15 protein-coding genes and 1 pseudogene are annotated in these 18,928 nt (G+C 61.9%); 13 read left to right on the plus strand and 3 right to left on the minus strand.

Annotated features, from left to right (window positions below):
- Positions 1–103: 103 nt before the first annotated feature.
- The gene (locus C6571_RS08760) at positions 104–586 is read right to left on the minus strand and encodes an Lrp/AsnC family transcriptional regulator (RefSeq protein WP_106446347.1); all 483 of its coding nucleotides are present in this window, start codon (positions 584–586) and stop codon (positions 104–106) included.
- Positions 587–775: 189 nt separating this feature from the next.
- Between C6571_RS08760 and C6571_RS08765 the strand changes: the two genes are divergently transcribed.
- From C6571_RS08765 to C6571_RS08785, 5 genes are all read left to right on the plus strand, one after another.
- Positions 776–4,339 (plus strand): indolepyruvate ferredoxin oxidoreductase family protein, encoded by a 3,564-nt coding sequence (locus C6571_RS08765; RefSeq protein ID WP_106448133.1) that lies wholly within the window; start codon positions 776–778, stop codon positions 4,337–4,339.
- 224 nt (positions 4,340–4,563) lie between these two features.
- Positions 4,564–4,896 carry a preprotein translocase subunit YajC gene (gene yajC, locus C6571_RS08770; RefSeq protein ID WP_106446348.1) on the plus strand — a complete coding sequence of 111 codons (333 nt, stop codon included), beginning with the start codon at positions 4,564–4,566 and terminating at the stop codon, positions 4,894–4,896.
- Positions 4,897–4,990: 94 nt separating this feature from the next.
- Positions 4,991–6,880, plus strand: coding sequence for a protein translocase subunit SecD (secD, locus tag C6571_RS08775; RefSeq protein WP_106446349.1), 1,890 nt, complete (start codon positions 4,991–4,993; stop codon positions 6,878–6,880).
- A gap of 70 nt (positions 6,881–6,950) precedes the next feature.
- Positions 6,951–7,901 carry a protein translocase subunit SecF gene (gene secF, locus C6571_RS08780; RefSeq protein ID WP_106446350.1) on the plus strand — a complete coding sequence of 317 codons (951 nt, stop codon included), beginning with the start codon at positions 6,951–6,953 and terminating at the stop codon, positions 7,899–7,901.
- A 97-nt stretch (positions 7,902–7,998) separates the two neighbouring features.
- Positions 7,999–10,329, plus strand: a complete 2,331-nt coding sequence (locus C6571_RS08785) for a DUF1631 family protein (protein WP_106446351.1) — start codon at positions 7,999–8,001, stop codon at positions 10,327–10,329.
- A gap of 25 nt (positions 10,330–10,354) precedes the next feature.
- Here the strand turns inward: C6571_RS08785 and dprA are convergent, their stop codons facing one another.
- Positions 10,355–11,500 carry a DNA-processing protein DprA gene (dprA, locus tag C6571_RS08790; protein WP_106446352.1) on the minus strand — a complete coding sequence of 382 codons (1,146 nt, stop codon included), beginning with the start codon at positions 11,498–11,500 and terminating at the stop codon, positions 10,355–10,357.
- Positions 11,501–11,534: 34 nt separating this feature from the next.
- Positions 11,535–12,725 (minus strand): LysM peptidoglycan-binding domain-containing protein, encoded by a 1,191-nt coding sequence (locus C6571_RS08795; RefSeq protein WP_273364079.1) that lies wholly within the window; start codon positions 12,723–12,725, stop codon positions 11,535–11,537.
- 211 nt (positions 12,726–12,936) lie between these two features.
- On the opposite strand from C6571_RS08795, the gene def reads away from it, so the two are divergent.
- The 8 genes and pseudogenes from def (at position 12,937) to C6571_RS08835 (ending at position 18,817) form a co-directional block, all read left to right on the plus strand.
- Positions 12,937–13,449 (plus strand): peptide deformylase, encoded by a 513-nt coding sequence (def, locus tag C6571_RS08800; protein ID WP_106446354.1) that lies wholly within the window; start codon positions 12,937–12,939, stop codon positions 13,447–13,449.
- Positions 13,446–13,934 carry a hypothetical protein gene (locus C6571_RS08805; RefSeq protein WP_106446355.1) on the plus strand — a complete coding sequence of 163 codons (489 nt, stop codon included), beginning with the start codon at positions 13,446–13,448 and terminating at the stop codon, positions 13,932–13,934. The genes def and C6571_RS08805 overlap by 4 nt, the downstream gene beginning before the upstream one ends.
- Positions 13,935–14,056: 122 nt before the next feature.
- Positions 14,057–15,043 carry a methionyl-tRNA formyltransferase gene (fmt, locus tag C6571_RS08810; protein ID WP_106446356.1) on the plus strand — a complete coding sequence of 329 codons (987 nt, stop codon included), beginning with the start codon at positions 14,057–14,059 and terminating at the stop codon, positions 15,041–15,043.
- Positions 15,040–15,798 (plus strand): AzlC family ABC transporter permease, encoded by a 759-nt coding sequence (locus C6571_RS08815; protein WP_211300717.1) that lies wholly within the window; start codon positions 15,040–15,042, stop codon positions 15,796–15,798. Before fmt ends, C6571_RS08815 begins: the two co-directional genes overlap by 4 nt.
- The gene (locus tag C6571_RS08820) at positions 15,795–16,130 is read left to right on the plus strand and encodes an AzlD domain-containing protein (protein ID WP_106446357.1); all 336 of its coding nucleotides are present in this window, start codon (positions 15,795–15,797) and stop codon (positions 16,128–16,130) included. The genes C6571_RS08815 and C6571_RS08820 overlap by 4 nt, the downstream gene beginning before the upstream one ends.
- A 91-nt stretch (positions 16,131–16,221) precedes the next feature.
- Positions 16,222–17,417: pseudogene (locus C6571_RS08825) on the plus strand (phosphoglycerate kinase).
- Between the two features lie 156 nt (positions 17,418–17,573).
- Positions 17,574–18,266, plus strand: a complete 693-nt coding sequence (locus C6571_RS08830) for a hypothetical protein (protein ID WP_106446358.1) — start codon at positions 17,574–17,576, stop codon at positions 18,264–18,266.
- Complete coding sequence (locus C6571_RS08835) at positions 18,263–18,817, plus strand: FlgO family outer membrane protein (RefSeq protein ID WP_106446359.1); 555 nt, start codon at positions 18,263–18,265, stop codon at positions 18,815–18,817. Before C6571_RS08830 ends, C6571_RS08835 begins: the two co-directional genes overlap by 4 nt.
- Positions 18,818–18,928 lie beyond the last annotated feature (111 nt).

Below are 18,928 nucleotides of genomic sequence, written 5' to 3' on the forward strand. Positions count from 1 at the left end.
AGAAGCTATCAATAAGATAGTGTTTTTGCTGGCCTACGGCGCAGGTTTTGGAGTCGGATCACGCCGTAGCGAAGCGAAACGCGTGCTGAGTCCCTAGCGCGGACTACCGCCCGCCACCCAGGTGCGACAGCGGCAAGGCTCCTCCTGCCTTGACTTCGCCCAGGGAAAAACTGGTGTGCATGTCTTTCACATTGGGCAGGTGCAGCAGCACATCGCGCGCGAACTGCGAAAAACTGTCCAGATCGCGCGCCACCACCTGTAGCTCGAAGGTGCCGGTCCCGCTGATGTAGTGGCAGGACACCACTTCGGGAATCTGACGGATCGCCTCCTCCATCGCGCGCGTGACGCCGCCGGTGTTGCGGTCGGCGTCCAGGCGCACAAACGCCAACACGCCCAGACCGATTTTGCGCCGGTCGATTTCCGCCCGGTAGCCCCGGATGAAGCCGGCCTGCTCCAGCGCGCGCACGCGCCGCCAGCAGGGCGCGGCCGAAAGGCCGACGCGCTGCGCCAGTTCCGCATTCGTCAGGCGCGCGTCCTGCTGCAGCTGGCCCAGGATGGCGACATCGAATTTGTCCAAGGTTTCCACGAAAGGCCCTGAGAGAGAAAGGATCTTGCTGAAGATAGCGTATTTCCGGCATCAAACGCAAACACTTATCGCCTGCACAAATCTACACTTGTCGCCACAATGGGTGCGTGGCTCTATCTGGTCGTGCCCGCTGCGAACCCTCCTCGCGCCACAAGCAGCGAACCCACGAAAAAACTGGAGACAAACCCCATGAATGCGCCCCTGCCCGAGCACATCCGCAAGTCCCTCGAAACCGTCTCGCTCGACGACAAATACACCCTCGGCCACGGCCGCGCCATGATGAGCGGCGTGCAGGCCCTGGTGCGCCTGCCCATGCTGCAGCGTCAGCGCGATGCGGCCGCGGGGCTCAACACCGCCGGCTTCATCAGCGGCTACCGCGGCAGCCCGCTGGGCACCTACGACCAGGCGCTCTGGCAAGCCAAGAAGCACCTGGCCGAGAACCACATCGTCTTCCAGCCTGGCGTGAACGAAGAACTCGGCGCCACGGCCGTCTGGGGCACGCAGCAGCTCGACCTGTACCCGCAAAGCAAGAAGTACGACGGGGTTTTTGGCATCTGGTACGGCAAAGGCCCAGGCGTGGACCGCTGCTCCGACGTGTTCAAGCACGCCAACATGGCCGGCACGGCGAAGCACGGCGGCGTGATTGCCATTGCCGGCGACGACCACATCAGCAAGAGCAGCACGGCGCCGCACCAGAGCGACCACATCTTCAAGGCCTGCGGTACGCCGGTGTTCTTCCCGAGCAATGTGCAGGACATCCTGGACATGGGCTTGCACGCCTTTGCCATGAGCCGCTTTTCCGGTGTGTGGTCGGGCATGAAGACGATTCAGGAGGTGGTGGAGTCGTCCAGCAGCGTCAGTGTGGACCCGGACCGCGTGCAGATCGTCATGCCCGAAGATTTTGCGATGCCGCCCGGCGGCCTGCACATCCGCTGGCCCGACGCGCCCTTGGAGCAGGAAGCGCGCCTGATGGACTACAAGTGGTACGCCGCGCTGGCCTATGTGCGCGCCAACAAGCTGAACCACAACGTGATTGAAGGCCCTCGTGATCGCTTCGGCATCATCGCCAGCGGCAAGGCCTACAACGACACGCGCCAGGCGCTGGTGGATCTGGGGCTTGACGACGCCACCTGCCGCCAGCTCGGCATTCGCGTGCACAAGGTCAACGTGGTCTGGCCGCTCGAAGCCACCATCACGCGCGACTTCGCCAAGGGTCTGCAAGAGATTCTGGTGATTGAAGAGAAGCGCCAGGTCATCGAATACCAGATCAAGGAAGAGCTCTACAACTGGCGCGCCGACGTGCGCCCCAATGTGCTGGGCAAGTTCGACGAGGCCGAAGGCGAGAACGGCCAGTGCGGCGAATGGTCCATGCCCAACCCCAGCCAGAACTGGCTGCTGCGCGCCAAGGCCGACCTGACGCCGGCCATCATCGCCAAGGCCATTGCCAAGCGCCTGAAAAAGATCGGCGTACCCGACGACGTGGTGGCCCGCATGGACAGCCGCCTGGCCATTGTGGAGGCCCGTGAGAAGGCTCTGGCGGCCCCCAAGCAGGATACCGGCGACCGCGCCCCGTGGTTCTGCAGCGGCTGCCCGCACAACACCAGCACGCGTGTGCCCGAGGGCTCGCGCGCCGTCGCCGGCATTGGCTGCCACTACATGACGGTGTGGATGGACCGCTCCACCAGCACCTTCACGCAGATGGGCGGCGAGGGCGTGACCTGGGTCGGCCAGGCGCCGTTCACCAAGGACGCGCATGTGTTTGCCAACCTGGGCGATGGCACCTACTTCCACAGCGGGCTGCTGGCGATTCGCCAGTCCATCGCTGCCGGCGTCAACGTCACCTACAAGATTCTGTACAACGACGCGGTCGCCATGACCGGCGGCCAGCAGATTGGCGAGCGGCCCGAGGGGCATTCGGTGCTGCAGATCATGAACAGCGTCAAGTCCGAAGGCGCGGCAAAAATCGTCATCGTGACCGACGAGCCGGAAAAGTACGACGGCGCGCCGCTTGCCGCTGGCGTCACGGTGCACCACCGGGACGAGCTGGACCGCATCCAGCGCGAACTGCGCGAGATCAAGGGCTGCAGCGTGCTGATCTACGACCAGACCTGCGCGACCGAAAAACGCCGCCGCAGAAAGCGTGGCCTGATGCCGCAGGCGACCAAGACCGTGGTCATCAACGAATTGGTGTGCGAGGGCTGCGGCGACTGCTCGGTCAAATCCAACTGCCTGTCGGTGGAGCCGGTGGAGACCGAATTCGGCCGCAAGCGCCGCATCAACCAGAGCACCTGCAACAAGGATTACTCCTGCGTCAGCGGCTTTTGCCCGAGTTTTGTCACCATTGAAGGTGGCGCGCTCAAGAAGCCGAAGAAGGAGGCCAAGGCCGATGCGGCCGCACTGCCGCCGGTGCCCGAGCCGGTGCTGCCCAGTGCGGAGCAGCCCTGGGGCATCGTGGTGGGCGGTGTCGGCGGCACAGGCGTCATCACCATCGGCTCTCTGCTGGGCATGGCGGCGCACCTCGAAGGCAAGGGCGTGGTCACGCAGGACGCCGGCGGCCTGGCGCAAAAGGGCGGCGCCACCTGGAGCCATGTGCAGATCGCCAACCGGCAGGACGCCATCCACACTACCAAGGTCGACATTGCCAAGGCCGATCTGGTGATTGGCTGCGACGCCATTGTGGCGGCCAACCCGGCCAGTCTGGCGGTGATGCAGCCGGGCCGCACCTTTGTCGCGCTCAACACGCACAGCACCCCCACCGCAGCCTTTGTGACCAATCCGCAGTGGCAATTCCCGGGCGCGGCGTGCGAGAGCGCCATCGTTGCGGCCGTTGGGAGCGGGCTGGTGGGCAGCTTCGATGCCGAGCGCGTCGCCACCCAAATGCTCGGCGACAGCATTTACACCAACCCGCTGATGCTGGGCTACGCATGGCAAAAGGGCCGGGTGCCGCTCTCGCACGCGGCGCTGATGCGTGCCATGGAGCTCAACGGCGTGCAGGTGGCCAACAACCAGGCTGCGTTCGAGTGGGGCCGGCGCTGCGCGCACGACCTGGCTGCGGTGCAAGCGCTGCTGGCGCCTGCGCAGGTAATTGAATTCGTCAAGAAACCCACCCTGGCAAGCATGCTGGCGCAGCGCGTGGAGTTTCTTGCCGCCTACCAGAATACCGCCTATGCAGGCGACTACCAGGCCTTTGTCGCCAAGGTTCAGGCCGCAGAAGAAAAGCTGGGCAGCACGCGCCTCGCGCAGGCGGTGGCGCGCTACCTGTTCAAGCTGATGGCCTACAAGGACGAGTACGAGGTGGCGCGTTTGCACACGGATCGCAGCTTCACCGACAAGATCGCTGGCATGTTCGAGGGCGACTATCGTGTCGTACACCACCTGGCGCCGCCGCTCTTGGCCAAACGCAATGAGAAGGGCGAGCTGGTCAAGAAGAGCTACGGCCCGTGGATGCGCAAGGCCTTCGGTGTGTTGGCCAAGCTCAAAAGCCTGCGTGGCACTGCACTTGACCCTTTTGGCTATAGCGAAGAGCGCAAGATGGAACGCGCACTGATTGGCGAATACCGCACCTGCATCGAGGAGCTGCTGGCGGGCCTGAGCAACGAAAATCTTGCGCTGGCGGTGGAAATTGCGAGCATTCCTGAAGACATTCGCGGCTACGGCCACGTCAAAGAGCGGCACCTTGTCAGTGCCCGCGCCAAGTGGAGCGCCTTGATGGCACGTTGGCGCAGCCCTGGCGCACAGCAGAAAGCAGCGTAGTTTGCTATAAAATATATAGCTATTAACGCTTTCTGAATAAGCGGTAGAGGCCTATTTTTCTAAAAATCTGGGCACGAAGGCGCGCGGAGTGCGCCTTTCACCGGGCCGTGCAGCCGCGCCAAAAGCGGCCCGCATACAATGGCGCGCTTGCGGTTTCCCCGCCTCTACTGCGTCCGCCGCCACCGTGCTCGCGTGCGCTGACCTATTTTCCTTGGAGTTTCCCTGTGTTCATTTCCTCTGCTTTTGCCCAGACCGCACCTGCCGCTGCTGCCGGTGGTGACATGGTTTCCACGCTCACCGGCATGCTGCCGTTGGTGCTGATGTTCGTGGTGCTGTACTTCGTCATGATCCGTCCGCAGATGAAGCGCCAGAAGGAGCATCGCGCCATGGTCGAAGCCATTGCCAAGGGCGACGAAGTGGTCATTGGCGGCGGCATGCTGGGCCGTGTCACGCAGTTGTCCGAGCAGTACCTGCACGTGGAAATTGCCAGCGGCGTGGAGGTAAAGGTCCAGCGCGCATCCCTGGTGCAGGTGCTGCCCAAGGGAACGCTCAAGTAATTTCGCTGTCCCACTGGCTCGCACAGGCCAGTGCATGCGGTGCGACGCATTCGCGCATCGCCTTCTTTCGTTTTCTGCGTAGGGACGCCCGAACATGAATCGTTTTCCGCTCTGGAGGTACGCCATTCTGGTGGTGGCCCTGCTCGTAGCCGTTCTCTACACCCTGCCCAATTTCTTTGGCGAGGCGCCTGCGGTGCAGGTGTCGTCTGCCAAGGCGACTGTGAAGGTCGACGCCGCCGTCGAAGCGCGTGTTCGCGATGCGCTGGCCGCCGCTGGTGTGGGTTTCGACATGCTTCAGCTTGAAGGCAACTCGGTGCGTGCGCGTTTCGATACGCCGGACCTGCAGCTCAAGGCCAAGGACGTCATCGAAAAGGCCTTGATTCCCGACCCGCAGGACCCCGCCTACATCGTTGCACTCAACCTGGTTTCGCGATCGCCCGCCTGGCTCTCGGCAATCCACGCCGCGCCCATGTATTTGGGCCTGGACTTGCGTGGTGGCGTGCACTTCATGCTGCAAGTGGACATGCAGGCGGCATTGACCAAAAAGGCCGAATCGTACGCGGGTGACCTGCGTACCACCCTGCGCGACAAAAATATCCGCCACGGCGGAATTTCGCGCGAAGGCCAGAACATCGATATCCGCCTGCGCGACGAAGCCTCGCTGACGGCGGCGCGCAACCTCATCAGCGATCAGTTTCCCGATCTGCAGGTCACGGCCAGCGAGGAAGCCGACGGTGGGCAACGCTTGCGCGCCAGCATCAAGCCCGAGGCCGCGCGCCGCGTGCAGGACCAGGCGCTCAAGCAGAACATCACCACACTGCACAACCGCATCAACGAGCTGGGCGTGGCCGAGCCGGTGATTCAGCAGCAGGGGCTCGACCGTATCGTGGTGCAGCTGCCTGGCGTCCAGGACACCGCCAAGGCCAAGGACATTCTGGGCCGTACCGCCACGCTGGAAGTTCGCATGGTCGACGAAGGCACGGAGGCGCGCGCCGCCGAAAGCGGGCGTGGCCCGGTGCCCTTTGGCGACGAAAAATACCTGGACCGCAACGGCGAGGCCGTGATCGTCAAGAAGCAGGTCGTACTGACGGGTGAAAACCTGACCGACGCCCAGCCTGGTTTTGACGGCCAGACGCAGGAACCCACCGTCAACCTCACGCTGGACGCGAAGGGCTCGCGCATCTTCAAGGACATCACGCGCGAGAACGTCGGCAAGCGCATGGCCATCATCCTGTTTGAAAAAGGCAAAGGTCAAGTCGTGACGGCGCCCGTCATCCGCTCGGAAATCGGCGGTGGCCGCGTGCAGATTTCCGGCCGCATGACCACCATGGAAGCCAACGACACAGCGCTGCTGCTGCGCGCAGGTTCGCTGGCTGCACCCATGGAAATCATCGAAGAATTCACCATCGGCCCAAGCCTGGGCGCCGACAACATTGCGCGCGGCATCAACAGCGTGATCTGGGGCATGCTGGCCATCGTGGTGTTCATGTGCTTTTACTACATGCTGTTCGGCGTGTTCTCCAGCATCGCGCTCTCGGTCAACATTCTCATGTTGCTGGCGGTGCTTTCCATGCTTCAGGCCACGCTCACTCTGCCCGGTATTGCTGCCATGGCGCTCGCGCTGGGTGTCGCCATCGACTCAAACGTGCTGATCAATGAACGCATTCGTGAAGAACTGCGCGAGGGCGCGTCGCCGCAAATGGCCATACACACCGGCTATGAACGTGCATGGACAACGATTCTTGACTCCAACGTGACCACGCTGATTGCCGGCCTGGCGCTGCTTGCCTTTGGCTCCGGCCCGGTGCGTGGCTTTGCGGTGGTGCACGTGCTGGGTATTTTGACCAGTATGTTCTCGGCGGTGTTCTTCTCGCGCGGCATGGTCAACCTCTGGTACGGCGGCAAGAAGAAGCTCAAGACGCTCTCCATCGGGCAGATCTGGAAGCCGGAAGCCACCACGACCGTCGTCGCCAAAACCCTGTAATCGAGCGCTCCCTGGTGCTCGCCGCGTCAAGGCGGTGCGGCGCCTGCTCTAGGAATTGAAAGAGAACGACATGGAATTTTTCCGCATCAAGAAGGACATCCCCTTCATGAAGCACGCGTTGATCTTCAACGCGATCTCCTTCGCCACCTTCGCGTTCGCGGTGTTCTTCCTGTTTTCGCGCGGCCTGCACCTTTCGGTGGAGTTCACCGGAGGCACAGTGATGGAGGTGGCCTACAGCCAGCCCGCAGACCTTTCCAAGGTGCGCGATACGGTGGCAAAACTGGGGTTTCCCGACGTCCAGGTGCAAAACTTCGGTACCGCGCGCGATGTGATGATCCGTTTGCCGGTGCAAAAGGGTGTGACGTCCTCTCAGCAAAGTGAACGCGTGATCGGTGCGCTCAAGGCGGCCGACCCCGATGTAAACCTGCGCCGGACGGAGTTTGTTGGCCCGCAAGTGGGCGACGAGTTGGTGAAGGGCGGCTTGATGGCGCTCGGCATGGTGGTGCTGGGCATTGTGATCTACCTCGCATTTCGCTTCGAATGGAAGTTCGGCGTTGCTGCCATCATTGCCAACCTGCACGACGTGGTGATCATTCTGGGCTTCTTCGCCTTCTTTCAGTGGGAGTTTTCGCTCTCGGTGTTGGCTGCCGTGTTGGCGGTGCTGGGCTATTCGGTGAATGAGTCGGTGGTCATTTTTGACCGGATTCGCGAAGCCTTCCGTCGCTTTCGCAAGATGAACACGCACGAGGTGATCGACCACGCCATCACCAGTACCATGAGCCGCACCATCATCACGCACGCTTCGACCGAAGCCATGGTGCTGTCGATGTTCTTTTTTGGCGGCCCCAGCCTGCATTACTTTGCTCTTGCACTGACCATCGGAATTTTGTTCGGCATCTACTCCTCGGTCTTCGTGGCGGCCGCCATCGCCATGTGGCTGGGGGTCAAGCGCGAAGACCTTATCAAGACTGCACGCAGCGAAACGGATCCCAATGATCCGAACGCCGGCGCAACCGTCTGAAGATAGGGTAGAGAACCAGCCGGTCAGGGGCCAGCAAAGAAGTAGTTGGCGACATACCGCTGAGTCGCACGGGACGTTTCCATACTAATATACGTTCATGCAAACGCCCCCGGCTGCCGCCGCTTCCCCCCGTCGCCTCGCTCGCATGGTGAGGGAGCGCTGGACAGACGCGTTGAAGGGGGGGCTGCCCGACATTGACAAGGCAGTGGCCGAGTTTTTTACAGCCCTCATGCAGCAGACCGGCACGCAGCGCGACATGCAAAAGCGTCGCGATGCCTGGCAGGGTTACGAACAAAAGCGCAAGGATTGGCTGCAGGGCATGACAGCAGCGCTGCGCGCCCCGCTGGAGCTGCCCACACCGGGGCCCGTCAGTGCGCGCGCCACGTACACGCTCGACAGCAGCCTGGAGCTGGTGGGCGACGATGTGGTGGAAAACAAGATCATTGCTTCGCGCATTGCATTGACGGTGATGGAAGAAGTCGCCCCGCAGTTCGATTCGTTGCGACTGCGCATGCGCTCACTTGAACAAAACGATCTGCCCGCCACGGACCCGTTGCGCCCCGAGGCGCTGAGTTTGAGTCTGGTTGAGAGCTGGCTCAAAGTCGGCCTGCCGCGCGACGATCTACAAATGGCGGTAGAGCCCTTGCAGCGCGCCACTGCAGCGCTGATGCAATCGGCTTACCAGTCCTGCAATGAATTTCTGGCCGAGCGCGGCGTGGTGGCGCAACATGAAATGCGGGTGCGCTTGCAGCGCTCCGCAGCAGGGGCGCATTCGGCGAGCGGTTCGGGCGGCTTGGCCTCCCATGCGCTCGAGCAGTCGCGTCAGGCAATGCAATCGGCCCGTGGTGGGGGGCATTCCGGACGCGACGCCTATTCGCACTCTAGCGGCTATTCAGGCTCGCCAATGGGCCCGTTTGACGCTGCTGCAACGCCCTTGCTGCGCGCTCGCCAGCGGGCGCAGGGGGTGATGGTGCAGCTGCGGCGTCTGCTGTCACCTGCGCTGGGAGGAGGCGATCTGTCGCAGGCGCCACCGGCGTCGGCGGCTCTGGCGCATGCCCTGGCGGCACACCGCGTGCAGGCCGATGTGTACTACAGCACTCTGGGCGCCATCGTTGAAGATTACAGTCCAGCCGCAGTGATCCAGGTGGCCGGTGCGGTGCGCGAGCGCTCGGCTGAACTCAAGAAAAAAGCGGGTACCGACAGCGAAAAGGCCATTATTGAAGTGGTGGCGCTGATGTTCCAGAGCATCCTCTCAGAGGATCGCATTCCGCCGGCCGTGCGCGTCTGGTTTGCTCGACTGCAAGTACCGGTGTTACGGGTGGCTCTGGCAGAGCCGGAGTTTTTCAGCAACCTGAACCACCCGGCACGCAAGCTGATAGACCGCATGGGCGCGGTAGCCCTCGGTTTTGATTCGGCGTCCGTCAGTGGAAGTACGCTGGAGGCGGAAGTTCGCCGCATCGTGCAGGTCATCGAGCAATATCCCGAAACCGGACGCCGCGTGTTCCAGCTGGTCCACGATGAGTTCGAGAAATTCCTGACCAAGCACCTAACAGAAAAGCACGATACGGCCAAATTGGTAAGTGTGGCACAGCAAGTAGAGCAAAAAGAAACGCTGACCATCAAATACACCATCGAGCTGCGCACCATGTTGAGCGAGATGCCGGTGCGCGACGAAGTGCGCGAGTTCCTTTTCAAGACTTGGGCCGAAGTGCTTGCGCTGTCTGCCGTGCGCCATGGTGCACAGCACGCCGAGACGGTGTCGTTCAAGCGCACGGCTGCCGATCTGGTTTGGGCAGCGAGCGCCAAACCCAACCGCGCTGAACGTGCGCAGGTGATCCAGAGTCTGCCCGGAATCTTGCAGCGCCTGCGTGAGGGGCTGCTTATGGTGGGTATTGCCGGGGAGGATCAGGATGCGAAAATCAAAGCGTTGACCGACACACTGGCCGATGCGTTCATGTCCAAGACAGCTGCCATACCGTTGGACCACATCGAGGCCATGGCGCGGCGGCTCGCCAATGTAGAGGAGTTTCTTGATGATGCCGTCTTGGGCGAGTTGCCACTGGATGCCGAGCACATTGAAATGATGACGGGCATTGACGCCAGCGCGATCCAGGTGTTTGCCGACAACGATGCGCCGGTTGAGGACGCCATGGTGGCCTGGGCCCGGGAACTCGTGCCGGGCGATTGGTTTACGCTGGACATCAACGGAGCGGCTGCGCAGGTGCAGTACGCTTGGCACAGCAAGCAACGCCAACTGCATCTTTTGGTCTCGACCGACGGTATCAGCTACCTGATCCAACTGCGCCGTCTGGGTGCTTATCTGCAGGCAGGTTTGCTGGTCCCACGCGATGAAGATGGGTTGACGGTGCGTGCCACGCGCGAGGCGTTGGCCAAGCTCAACGCGAATCCGGAGCGGCTGCTGGCTTGAGACCCAGAGATTTAGGGTTCAGGGTTCAGGCGCGGACCTGTCGCTGGAAAAAGCCCCCGGGAAGGCGCGCCACTTCGCTCTCAAGTTCGAGTTCCAGCAGCTGCACCTGCAGGCTGGCCGTGTCCAGACCGGTGCGAGCCTGCAATGTGTCCAGCCCCAGCGGATCAAAACCCAGTGCGTTCAGCAGCGCGCTGGCGCGGCGCGCCGGCTCTGCGCCAGCGGGTGTCGGCTGCATGGCCACCGCTGCGGGAAACTCTTCCAGCACATCGGCTGCACTCTCGACCAGTTTGGCTCCCTGCTTGATCAAGGCGTGGCAACCGCGCGACTGGACAGCATGGATGGAGCCTGGAACAGCGAAAACATCCCGCCCTTGTTCGCTGGCCATGCGCGCCGTGATGAGCGATCCTGACGCCGGCGCCGCCTCTACCACCAGCACGCCATGGCTGAGCCCGGAAATGATACGGTTGCGGCGCGGAAAGTTGGCTGCTAGCGGCGGGGTCCCCACCGGGTACTCGCTGAGGATAAGACCGTTTGCAGCAATGCGCCTGGCCAGATCGAGGTGGCGCGAGGGATAAACGCGATCAAGCCCCGTACCGACTACTGCCACCGTCACTGGAGTGTCCGATTCAAAGGCTGCTGCCAGTGCTCCTTCGTGGGCCGCCGCGTCGATACCCAGTGCCAGCCCCGAGACAATAGACAACCCGGCTTCGCGCAGCGACTGCGCAAACTGTAGCGTCGTCTCCCTGCCCTGGGGTGTGGGGTTGCGGCTGCCGACAATGGCCAGACTGCGGGCACGTTGCATGGAGCACCGCGAGTCAGTCAGCCATCGCTGCGCGCCCAGCAGATACAGCATGAGCGGCGGATCTTCAATTTCCAGGAGGGCTGGCGGATACCAGACGTGGCCCAGCGGCGCCACGGCACGCAACAAGCCTGCTTCGCCCGATTGGGCGAGCCAATGCGTCGTAGCGTCCAGGAGGGCGGCGTGTTTCTCAGGGGGTACGAGAAGGCTGCGCGCCTGAGCAGGCGTCACATGCTGCGCAAGCGAATACAGGCTTTGGTCGAAGACGGCCTCTGGGCTTCCAAAGGCTGTGAGCAGCCGCCGTGCCGTCGTGCGGCCTACGCCGTCTGAAACGCTCAGGCGCAGCCAGGCTGAAAGCTCGACAGGTTCCATCGTTGGTGGCGGTGCAGCGTGCACCGCCATGATGTCAGCGCGGGTTGACGAGGGTGTCGCCCACCCGAACCTGGTTGCGAACACTGAGGATCAATGCGTAAGACACCCTGTCGAAGGTTCTAAACACCATAGCCATGCCGTTCTTTTCGCTGGGGAGCCTAATCATCTGCTTGGCTTCGTCGGTGGTGTCCTTGATGCGCTGGCCACCCGTGAGCAACTGCAGCACGTGACCGCTTTCGATGCCGTCTTGCTGCCCCATATTGATGGCCACCACCTGATTTTGGGCTGCGTTGGCAAAGGCGGAGCCACCGTAAATAGAGACCACGCGTGCCGACACCGGCTGCTCCGGAGCACGCGGCACATAGCTCAGAAAACCGCGCGCCGGCGTAGGCAAGAGGCGGTCATTGGCGCGCACTTCTTCCCGTGTGCTCATGATGTCGACAGTGGCTGGCACATATTCGGTGGTGAACCCGCCCTTGGCGTTGGGCGTGTCTTCCAGTGATTCGCCACGAACCAATTCGCCTTTACCGACGAATTGCGCTTCGTAGCCGAGAATTTCGCTCGTTACGGGATCCTTTAGAGCCACTGCATTGCGGTAGATGCCGAAATAGCGGGGTTCGCCTGGCGCAATCTCTAGTGGCTTCGTCATATCGCCACGGGCATAGACACGGTCGCCCGCAGCCATCAGAACACGGTCATCCACGGTGGCGACAATTCGCGGCGCCCGTTCCAGGGTGTCTGCGTCCACCACCTGGGGTTCAACCAGAAATGGCTCAATCAGATGCGGTTGCAGCGTCGGCAGTGCCGTATCAGCAAGGCTGTCGGAGCGGGTGCGCGGCGAAATACGCACCTCTTCGGGTTGCCCTGGCAGGCCCGAACGCAATCGTGCAAAGCCGCCCGTTCTGTCCAGATAGAGCGTCTGGCCCGGGAAAATCAGGTGCGGATTGGCAATGCTCTGCATGTTCATGCCCCAGAGCTCGGGCCAGCGCCACGGCTTGCGCAGATACAGGCCGGAAATAGCCCACAGTGTGTCACCACGCTTGACGACGTAGACATCGGGTGCGCTCGGGGCCAGTTCGGTCACGGGAATGCCCTGGCTGGCTACCTGCTGGGCTTCAGCGCGCTGAGCCGCAGTCACAGGATGATTCTGCGCCCACGCAGTGCTGCTGGCCAGCGCTGCTGCGAGCAGAGTCACAGCGCCGCAAGCGGTGCCAAGAATGCCCATGCGTGCGGCGCGCGTTGTCGTATTTCGATGCATTGTTCCCTGCCCCCTCACTGCGCTGCAGCTTTATCCGCTAAGGAAAAGCGCAGCAAAAGACGTTACAAATCAACTGAGATTCTCTGCTCAAGCCCTTGATTGGGCAATGATTATTGGGCGCGCTGGCTGCGTGCAGCGGAAAAAGTGGCGAAAATAGCGACATCTTTCTTCATAAGCCATGGCGATTCTTCCCATTCTTTGTTATCCCGATCCCCGTCTGCACACCGTGGCCCGCCCGGTCAGTACGGTGGATGAGCGCATCCACGAGCTGACGCAAGACTTGCTGGAGACCATGTACGACGCGCACGGTATCGGACTTGCAGCGACGCAGGTCGATGTGCATGAGCGCGTGGTAGTCATCGATGTCTCCGAGGAGCGCAACCGTCCCTTGGTGCTGATCAATCCCGAAATTCTGTGGTCCAGCGAGGAGACTCTGGTTGGCGATGAAGGCTGCCTGTCGGTGCCTGGCATTTACGACGGAGTGGAGCGGGCTGCTGGGGTGCGCGTGCGCGCCTTGGATGCACACGGTCAGGACTTCATCGTGGAAGCGAAAGAACTCCTGGCGGTGTGTATTCAGCACGAAATGGACCATTTGCTGGGCAAAGTGTTCGTGGAGTATCTCTCGCCTCTCAAACGCAACCGCATCCGTTCCAAAATGATCAAGCGCCAGCGCGACGAGGCCCGGCCATGAGTTTCTTGCTTCGTGCGGGCGCTGGCCCATGCATTGCGTGCGTGTTGGCCGCAGCTCTCGCGGGTTGCGCAACGTCCCCGGCCCTCGGCCCCGGCGCCACGCCCGAGCAAGTGCAGGCCCGGCTCGGCGCGCCGCGTGCTGCGTATGCGCTGCCCACAGGTCAGCGGCTGTTCTATTCCGGCAAGCCGGGGGAGCGGCAGCGCTACGATTTCGATGCCAGTAATCGCTTGGTTTCGACGGAGCAAGTCTTTACCCGCCAAAAGTTCCAGCAATTTGCACAGGGTCATCACGAGTCGGCAGAAGTGCAGCGCAGCCTCGGTCCGCCGATGCGCCGCAAGGAGGACGGTGAAACAGGTAGCGTGTGGACATATTCCTGGCTGGACTATGGCACCTGGCGCTTGGCGCGGCTGCGCTTTGACGCTGCCGGCGTGGTCCATGGCGTGGAGTTTTCCGAGGACACATTGGCCGACGACCACTACCGCTGAGGTGGTCTGTAGGTGGTTTGGGCACTATCTTGGGCAGTTCGGGCTCGCTGCTTGGCCGAGCGTCCGGTTCCTTTTTCGCTTGTCTGCTCTCCCCGCAGATTCGCTACCGCCTCGCAAGTGATATGAATGTTCTTTTTGCCGGTACGCCGGAATTTGCTCGCGCAGCGCTCGAAGCCATTCTTGCGGCTGGTTTTTCCGTGCCTCTGGTGCTGACGCAGCCGGACCGCCCGGCAGGGCGCGGCTTGCGACTGCGGCCATCGCCCGTCAAGCAACTTGCCCAGAATCATTCGATTCCAGTGGTGCAGCCGCGCGGTTTGCGGCTGGACGGACGCTTTGCAGAAGACGCAGCGCTTGCCCGTGAAACCATCGAGGCAGCATGTCCCGACGTTCTGGTTGTAGCGGCCTACGGTCTGATCCTGCCTCAATGGGTACTCGATATGCCGCGCCATGGCTGCATCAACATCCATGCCAGTCTGCTGCCCCGCTGGCGCGGAGCTGCTCCCATTCATCGTGCCATCGAAGCGGGCGACAGCGAGACGGGCATCACGTTGATGCAGATGGATGCCGGCCTGGACACGGGTGACATGCTGCGCACCGAGCGCCTGGCGATTGCGCCCCGTGACACCACAGCAAGCCTGCACGATCGCCTGGCGATGCTGGGCGCGCAAATGGTGGTTAAGGCCTTGCGAGACCTGGCGAGCGGGCCGCTTGAGTGCACGCCGCAGCCGCAAGTCGGTGTGACCTACGCCGAAAAAATCGCGAAAACCGAGAGCCAGATCGACTGGAGCCAGCCGGCGCAAGCCATTGATCGGCGGGTGCGTGCGCTGACGCCCGCGCCGGGCGCCTACACGCTGCTGAACGGCGAAATCATCAAGGTGGTGGACTGCGAAATTGATAGCGAACATTTCAATATGGATAAGCGCGCAGGCCATATTTATCGTGTAAATGATGCCGGTATCACCGTCGCCTGTGGCACAGGCGCGCTGCGCCTGACCCGCTTGCAGCGCGCGGGCGGCAAGCCATTGGCGGCGCGAGATTTCCTGCGGGGCTTCGCGCTGGAGCCGGGCATGGAGCTTGGCTCCACTGCACCGTCAGGGGCGCCGCCTTGAGCCTGCAGAGTGCGCTTGCCCAGACGCGTCACCCGGCATTCCGCGAAGGTCTGGCGGATCTGATTGGGCCCGCATTGGGGATTGCTGCCTGGGGATTGGTAACGGGTGTTGCCATGGTCAAAAGCGGTATGAGCGTCTGGCTGGCGCTGGTGATGTCGATCGCCGTTTATGCCGGCAGTGCTCAGTTGTCGGTCATTCCGCTATTGGCTGTGGGCGCGCCACTGTGGGTGGTGTGGTTGACCGCCACCTGCGTCAATCTACGCTTCGTCATTTTCAGCAGCCTGTGGCGCAGCTACTTTCAATCCCAGCCGCTGGGGCGGCGCCTGGCCATCGGTTATTTCAGCGGCGACGTAATCTTCGTCGCTTTCATGAAACGTTTTCCACGCGTGGAGCCGGATCCTGATCAGGTGCCCTACTTCTGGGGCGCTGCGTCATTGAACTGGCTCGCCTGGCAAATCCCGTCTATTGCGGGCATCTTGCTCGCCAATGAGGTTCCCCTGTCTTGGGGGCTGGGCTTTGCCGGGGTCCTGGCCCTGCTCGGCGTGTTGCTCTCGCTCCTGGTGGACCGCGCCACGTGGGTTGCCACAGGTGTGGCTGCGAGTGCGGCCGTGGCGGCCTATGCCTTGCCGCTAAAGCTCAATATCCTGGTGGCGATCGCCGCAGCGATTGCGGCCGGGTTGGCGATGGAGTCCGCACAGCGCCATGCCCGCCAGCAGGCGCTGCGCCAGCGTGCTGCCGGGGAGGATGGGGCATGAATGCTGAAACCGTGTATGGCTTGGTAGCCATTGCCGGGCTTGCGTTAATCACCTTGCTCGCGCGCGCCTTTTTCATGCTGCCCGAGCGTGAGCTGCCCATGCCCGACTGGCTCAGGCGCGGCCTGAAGTACGCGCCTCTGGCGGCGCTGACTGCCGTCATAGCACCGGAGGTGGTGATGGCGCAGGGCGCGCTGATCGGCAGCTTGCAGGACGCCCGCCTGCCCGCAGTGCTCTGCGCCTGCCTTTACTATTTCTGGCAGCGTGGAATTCTGGGCACCATTGTCGTGGGCATGGCAGTGTATCTGCCGCTGCATATCGGTTGGGGCTGGTAGCGCTGGGGCTGCAGCACGGGATGGCTCCTAGAATGCCTGCCATCGCCGCAAGCGGATGGGCCGCGCGGTCGCCAACTTCAATACCATCGCCATGCACTTTCTTCGCTTCTCTGATTTGTGTGCCTCGGGCAAAGTCCGTGGCCAACGTGTTTTCATCCGTGCCGATCTCAACGTGCCGCTCGACGACAAGGGCAAGATCACCGAAGACACGCGCATACGGGCGTCGCTGCCTTGCATCCGCATGGCGCTTGATGCCGGCGCGGCGGTCATGGTCACCAGCCACCTGGGGCGTCCCACCGAGGGCCAGTTCAAGCCCGAGGATTCCCTCGCGCCGGTAGCGGCGCGCTTGGCGCAATTGCTCGAACGCGACGTCCCGTTGCGTGCCGACTGGGTGGGGGTGTGAGCGTGCAGCCCGGCGACATGGTGTTGCTGGAGAACTGTCGCGTCAACCTCGGCGAGAAAAAAAATGACGAGACATTGGCACGCGCCATGGCTGCGCTGTGCGACATCTTTGTGAACGACGCATTTGGTACCGCGCACCGGGCGGAGGCCACCACCTACGGCATCGCCCAATACGCACCCATTGCCTGTGCTGGCCCCCTGTTGGCCGCAGAAATCGATGCGTTGACCCAAGCGCTGGCGCAGCCGGCGCGCCCGCTGGCGGCTATTGTTGCCGGCTCCAAGGTGTCCACCAAACTCAATATTTTGCAAAGCCTCGCCAGCAAAGTGGACCAACTTATTGTCGGCGGAGGCATCGCCAATACCTTCATGCTGGCAACGGGGTTGCCCATCGGGAAAAGCCTGGCTGAGCCCTCGCTGGTGGGCGACGCGCGCGCGGTCATGGCGGCCATGAAGGCGCGCGGTGCCGAGGTACCGATTCCCACCGATGTGGTGACTGCCAAGTCCTTCTCGGCCGGCGCCCCCGCAAGTACCAAGCGTGCGCAGGACGTGGAAGCAGACGACCTGATTCTCGATATCGGGCCCGAGACCGCCGGGCGCCTCGCGGCACAGTTGCAACAGGCCGGCACGATTGTCTGGAACGGTCCTGTGGGAGTGTTTGAATTTCCCGCGTTTGAGGGCGGTACGCGTGCGCTCGCGCAGGCCATCGCGGAGTCAGAGGCCTTCAGCATTGCAGGGGGCGGTGACACCCTGGCAGCCATTGCAAAATTTGGGATCGAAGACCGCGTTGGCTATATTTCAACTGGAGGCGGCGCTTTCCTCGAAGTACTGGAGGGGCGCACCCTGCCTGCCTTTGAGATTCTGGAGAAGCGGGCTCAGAATGCGTGAAGGACTGTGACAAAAACAACAAAGAGTCTGTATCCAAGGGTATTTAGCGCATCTTTTTCTTGTTTTTGTTGAGCCGCGCGCCCAGAATTATTTTGATCAGTGTGTTGGGCGCTTCCTTGCCTGTCGCTGTCGTTCAAATTCGTTAGGAGGGGAATCATGGTGTTTTCAAAGGCAATTCGCTTGACCTTGATGGTTGGCGCAGTGGCGAGCATGATGGGCTGCGCCTCCAAGGCGCCCATTCCGCTTGCCGAGAATTTCAACCTCACGCTGCAGCACAAAGTGCGCTCGGCGGGGCACTGGGAAATGCTCTCAAACGACGTGGTGTCCCAGACATTGGCAACATTGGACAAAGCGGGCATGCCGGCGGGCACCCAATTGCATGTGTCGGCACCTCCCAACCCCAGTGCGTTTGATCTGGCGTTTCGCGACTTCTTGATCACCAAGTTTGTGCAGAACGGTGTCCCGGTTCAGCAAATGCCTGGACAGACGCTGGATGTGAGCTACCACGCTCAGCTGGTCCGTCACAACAGTGATCGCCCCCACTTCATTCCGGGCCAGTTCACCATGGTTGCTGCGGGACTCATGGCTGCGTATGGCCTGCGCCATGAGCATATCGACGCGCAATTGCTGGGCGCCCTGGGCCTCACAGTGGCTGCAGACTATGCTTCAAGCATCAATTCTGGCGGGCCAACCAACACCGAGATGGTGCTCACTACCACGGTGATGCGCGGCGGGCAGTACGTTGCTCGCAAGACCGATGTCTACTATCTTGAAAATGCCGACACGCCGCTGTTTCTGCGTCCCGCGCCTGCATACAAAAGCATCAACATGAAGGTGGTCTCGCAATGAAATCCTATGCCCTGTTGACCCTGTGCGCCGGCGCTTTGCTGGCAGGCTGTGCCAGCAACAACGCCCCTGTGCGCACCGAACCCACCTACCAGGAGGCGGCAAGCAGCCAGTTCCTGCAAAGCAGCACTGAGGCGATCAGCAAGCTGGTGGCGGGCATGGATATGCCTGCAGTAAGCGGTGGCCCCGTGTTGGTGGCCACGATTGTCAATGTCAATGACTTGAGCCGTTCCGCACCGCTGGGCCGCACGCTCTCTGAGCAGTACGCGTCGTCGATGGCGAGCAAAGGATTCAACGTCAAGGAAGTCAAGCTGCGCGGTGACGTCTTCGTCAAGGAAGGGGCAGGCGAGTTGCTGCTGTCACGCGAAATCAAAGACATTGCACGCAACCACAACGCGGCCTTGGTATTGGTCGGCACATATTCTGCTGCAGCGAATTTGACGTTCGTCAGCCTCAAGCTCGTGCGTACCGAAGACAGCCGCATTGTTCGTGGGCACGACTATGCTTTGCCCAATGATCGCGATGTACAGCGTTTGCTTCAGGCTGCTCGGTAAAAGATACCCAACTCCACTCGCTTGCGAAAAGGCTCCTTCGGGAGCCTTTTTCGTGTGCGCAAAGACGTGTGGTGCCATGGCCCGGTGGCTTGAGTTTGAACTTGGACAGAC

This window comes from Simplicispira suum (genome assembly GCF_003008595.1).
GTDB classification, from domain to species: Bacteria; Pseudomonadota; Gammaproteobacteria; order Burkholderiales; family Burkholderiaceae_C; genus Simplicispira; species Simplicispira suum.

What these genes read in the sequence shown, in the direction of transcription:
- C6571_RS08765 (WP_106448133.1), top strand. Translation starts at nt 776, where the DNA reads ATGAATGCGCCCCTGCCCGAGCACATCCGCAAGTCCCTCGAAACCGTC.
- secD (WP_106446349.1), top strand. Translation starts at nt 4,991, where the DNA reads ATGAATCGTTTTCCGCTCTGGAGGTACGCCATTCTGGTGGTGGCCCTG.
- secF (WP_106446350.1), top strand. Translation starts at nt 6,951, where the DNA reads ATGGAATTTTTCCGCATCAAGAAGGACATCCCCTTCATGAAGCACGCG.
- C6571_RS08785 (WP_106446351.1), top strand. Translation starts at nt 7,999, where the DNA reads ATGCAAACGCCCCCGGCTGCCGCCGCTTCCCCCCGTCGCCTCGCTCGC.
- dprA (WP_106446352.1), bottom strand. Translation starts at nt 11,500, where the DNA reads ATGGAACCTGTCGAGCTTTCAGCCTGGCTGCGCCTGAGCGTTTCAGAC.
- C6571_RS08795 (WP_273364079.1), bottom strand. Translation starts at nt 12,725, where the DNA reads ATGGGCATTCTTGGCACCGCTTGCGGCGCTGTGACTCTGCTCGCAGCA.
- def (WP_106446354.1), top strand. Translation starts at nt 12,937, where the DNA reads ATGGCGATTCTTCCCATTCTTTGTTATCCCGATCCCCGTCTGCACACC.
- C6571_RS08805 (WP_106446355.1), top strand. Translation starts at nt 13,446, where the DNA reads ATGAGTTTCTTGCTTCGTGCGGGCGCTGGCCCATGCATTGCGTGCGTG.
- fmt (WP_106446356.1), top strand. Translation starts at nt 14,057, where the DNA reads ATGAATGTTCTTTTTGCCGGTACGCCGGAATTTGCTCGCGCAGCGCTC.
- C6571_RS08820 (WP_106446357.1), top strand. Translation starts at nt 15,795, where the DNA reads ATGAATGCTGAAACCGTGTATGGCTTGGTAGCCATTGCCGGGCTTGCG.
- C6571_RS08830 (WP_106446358.1), top strand. Translation starts at nt 17,574, where the DNA reads ATGGTGTTTTCAAAGGCAATTCGCTTGACCTTGATGGTTGGCGCAGTG.
- C6571_RS08835 (WP_106446359.1), top strand. Translation starts at nt 18,263, where the DNA reads ATGAAATCCTATGCCCTGTTGACCCTGTGCGCCGGCGCTTTGCTGGCA.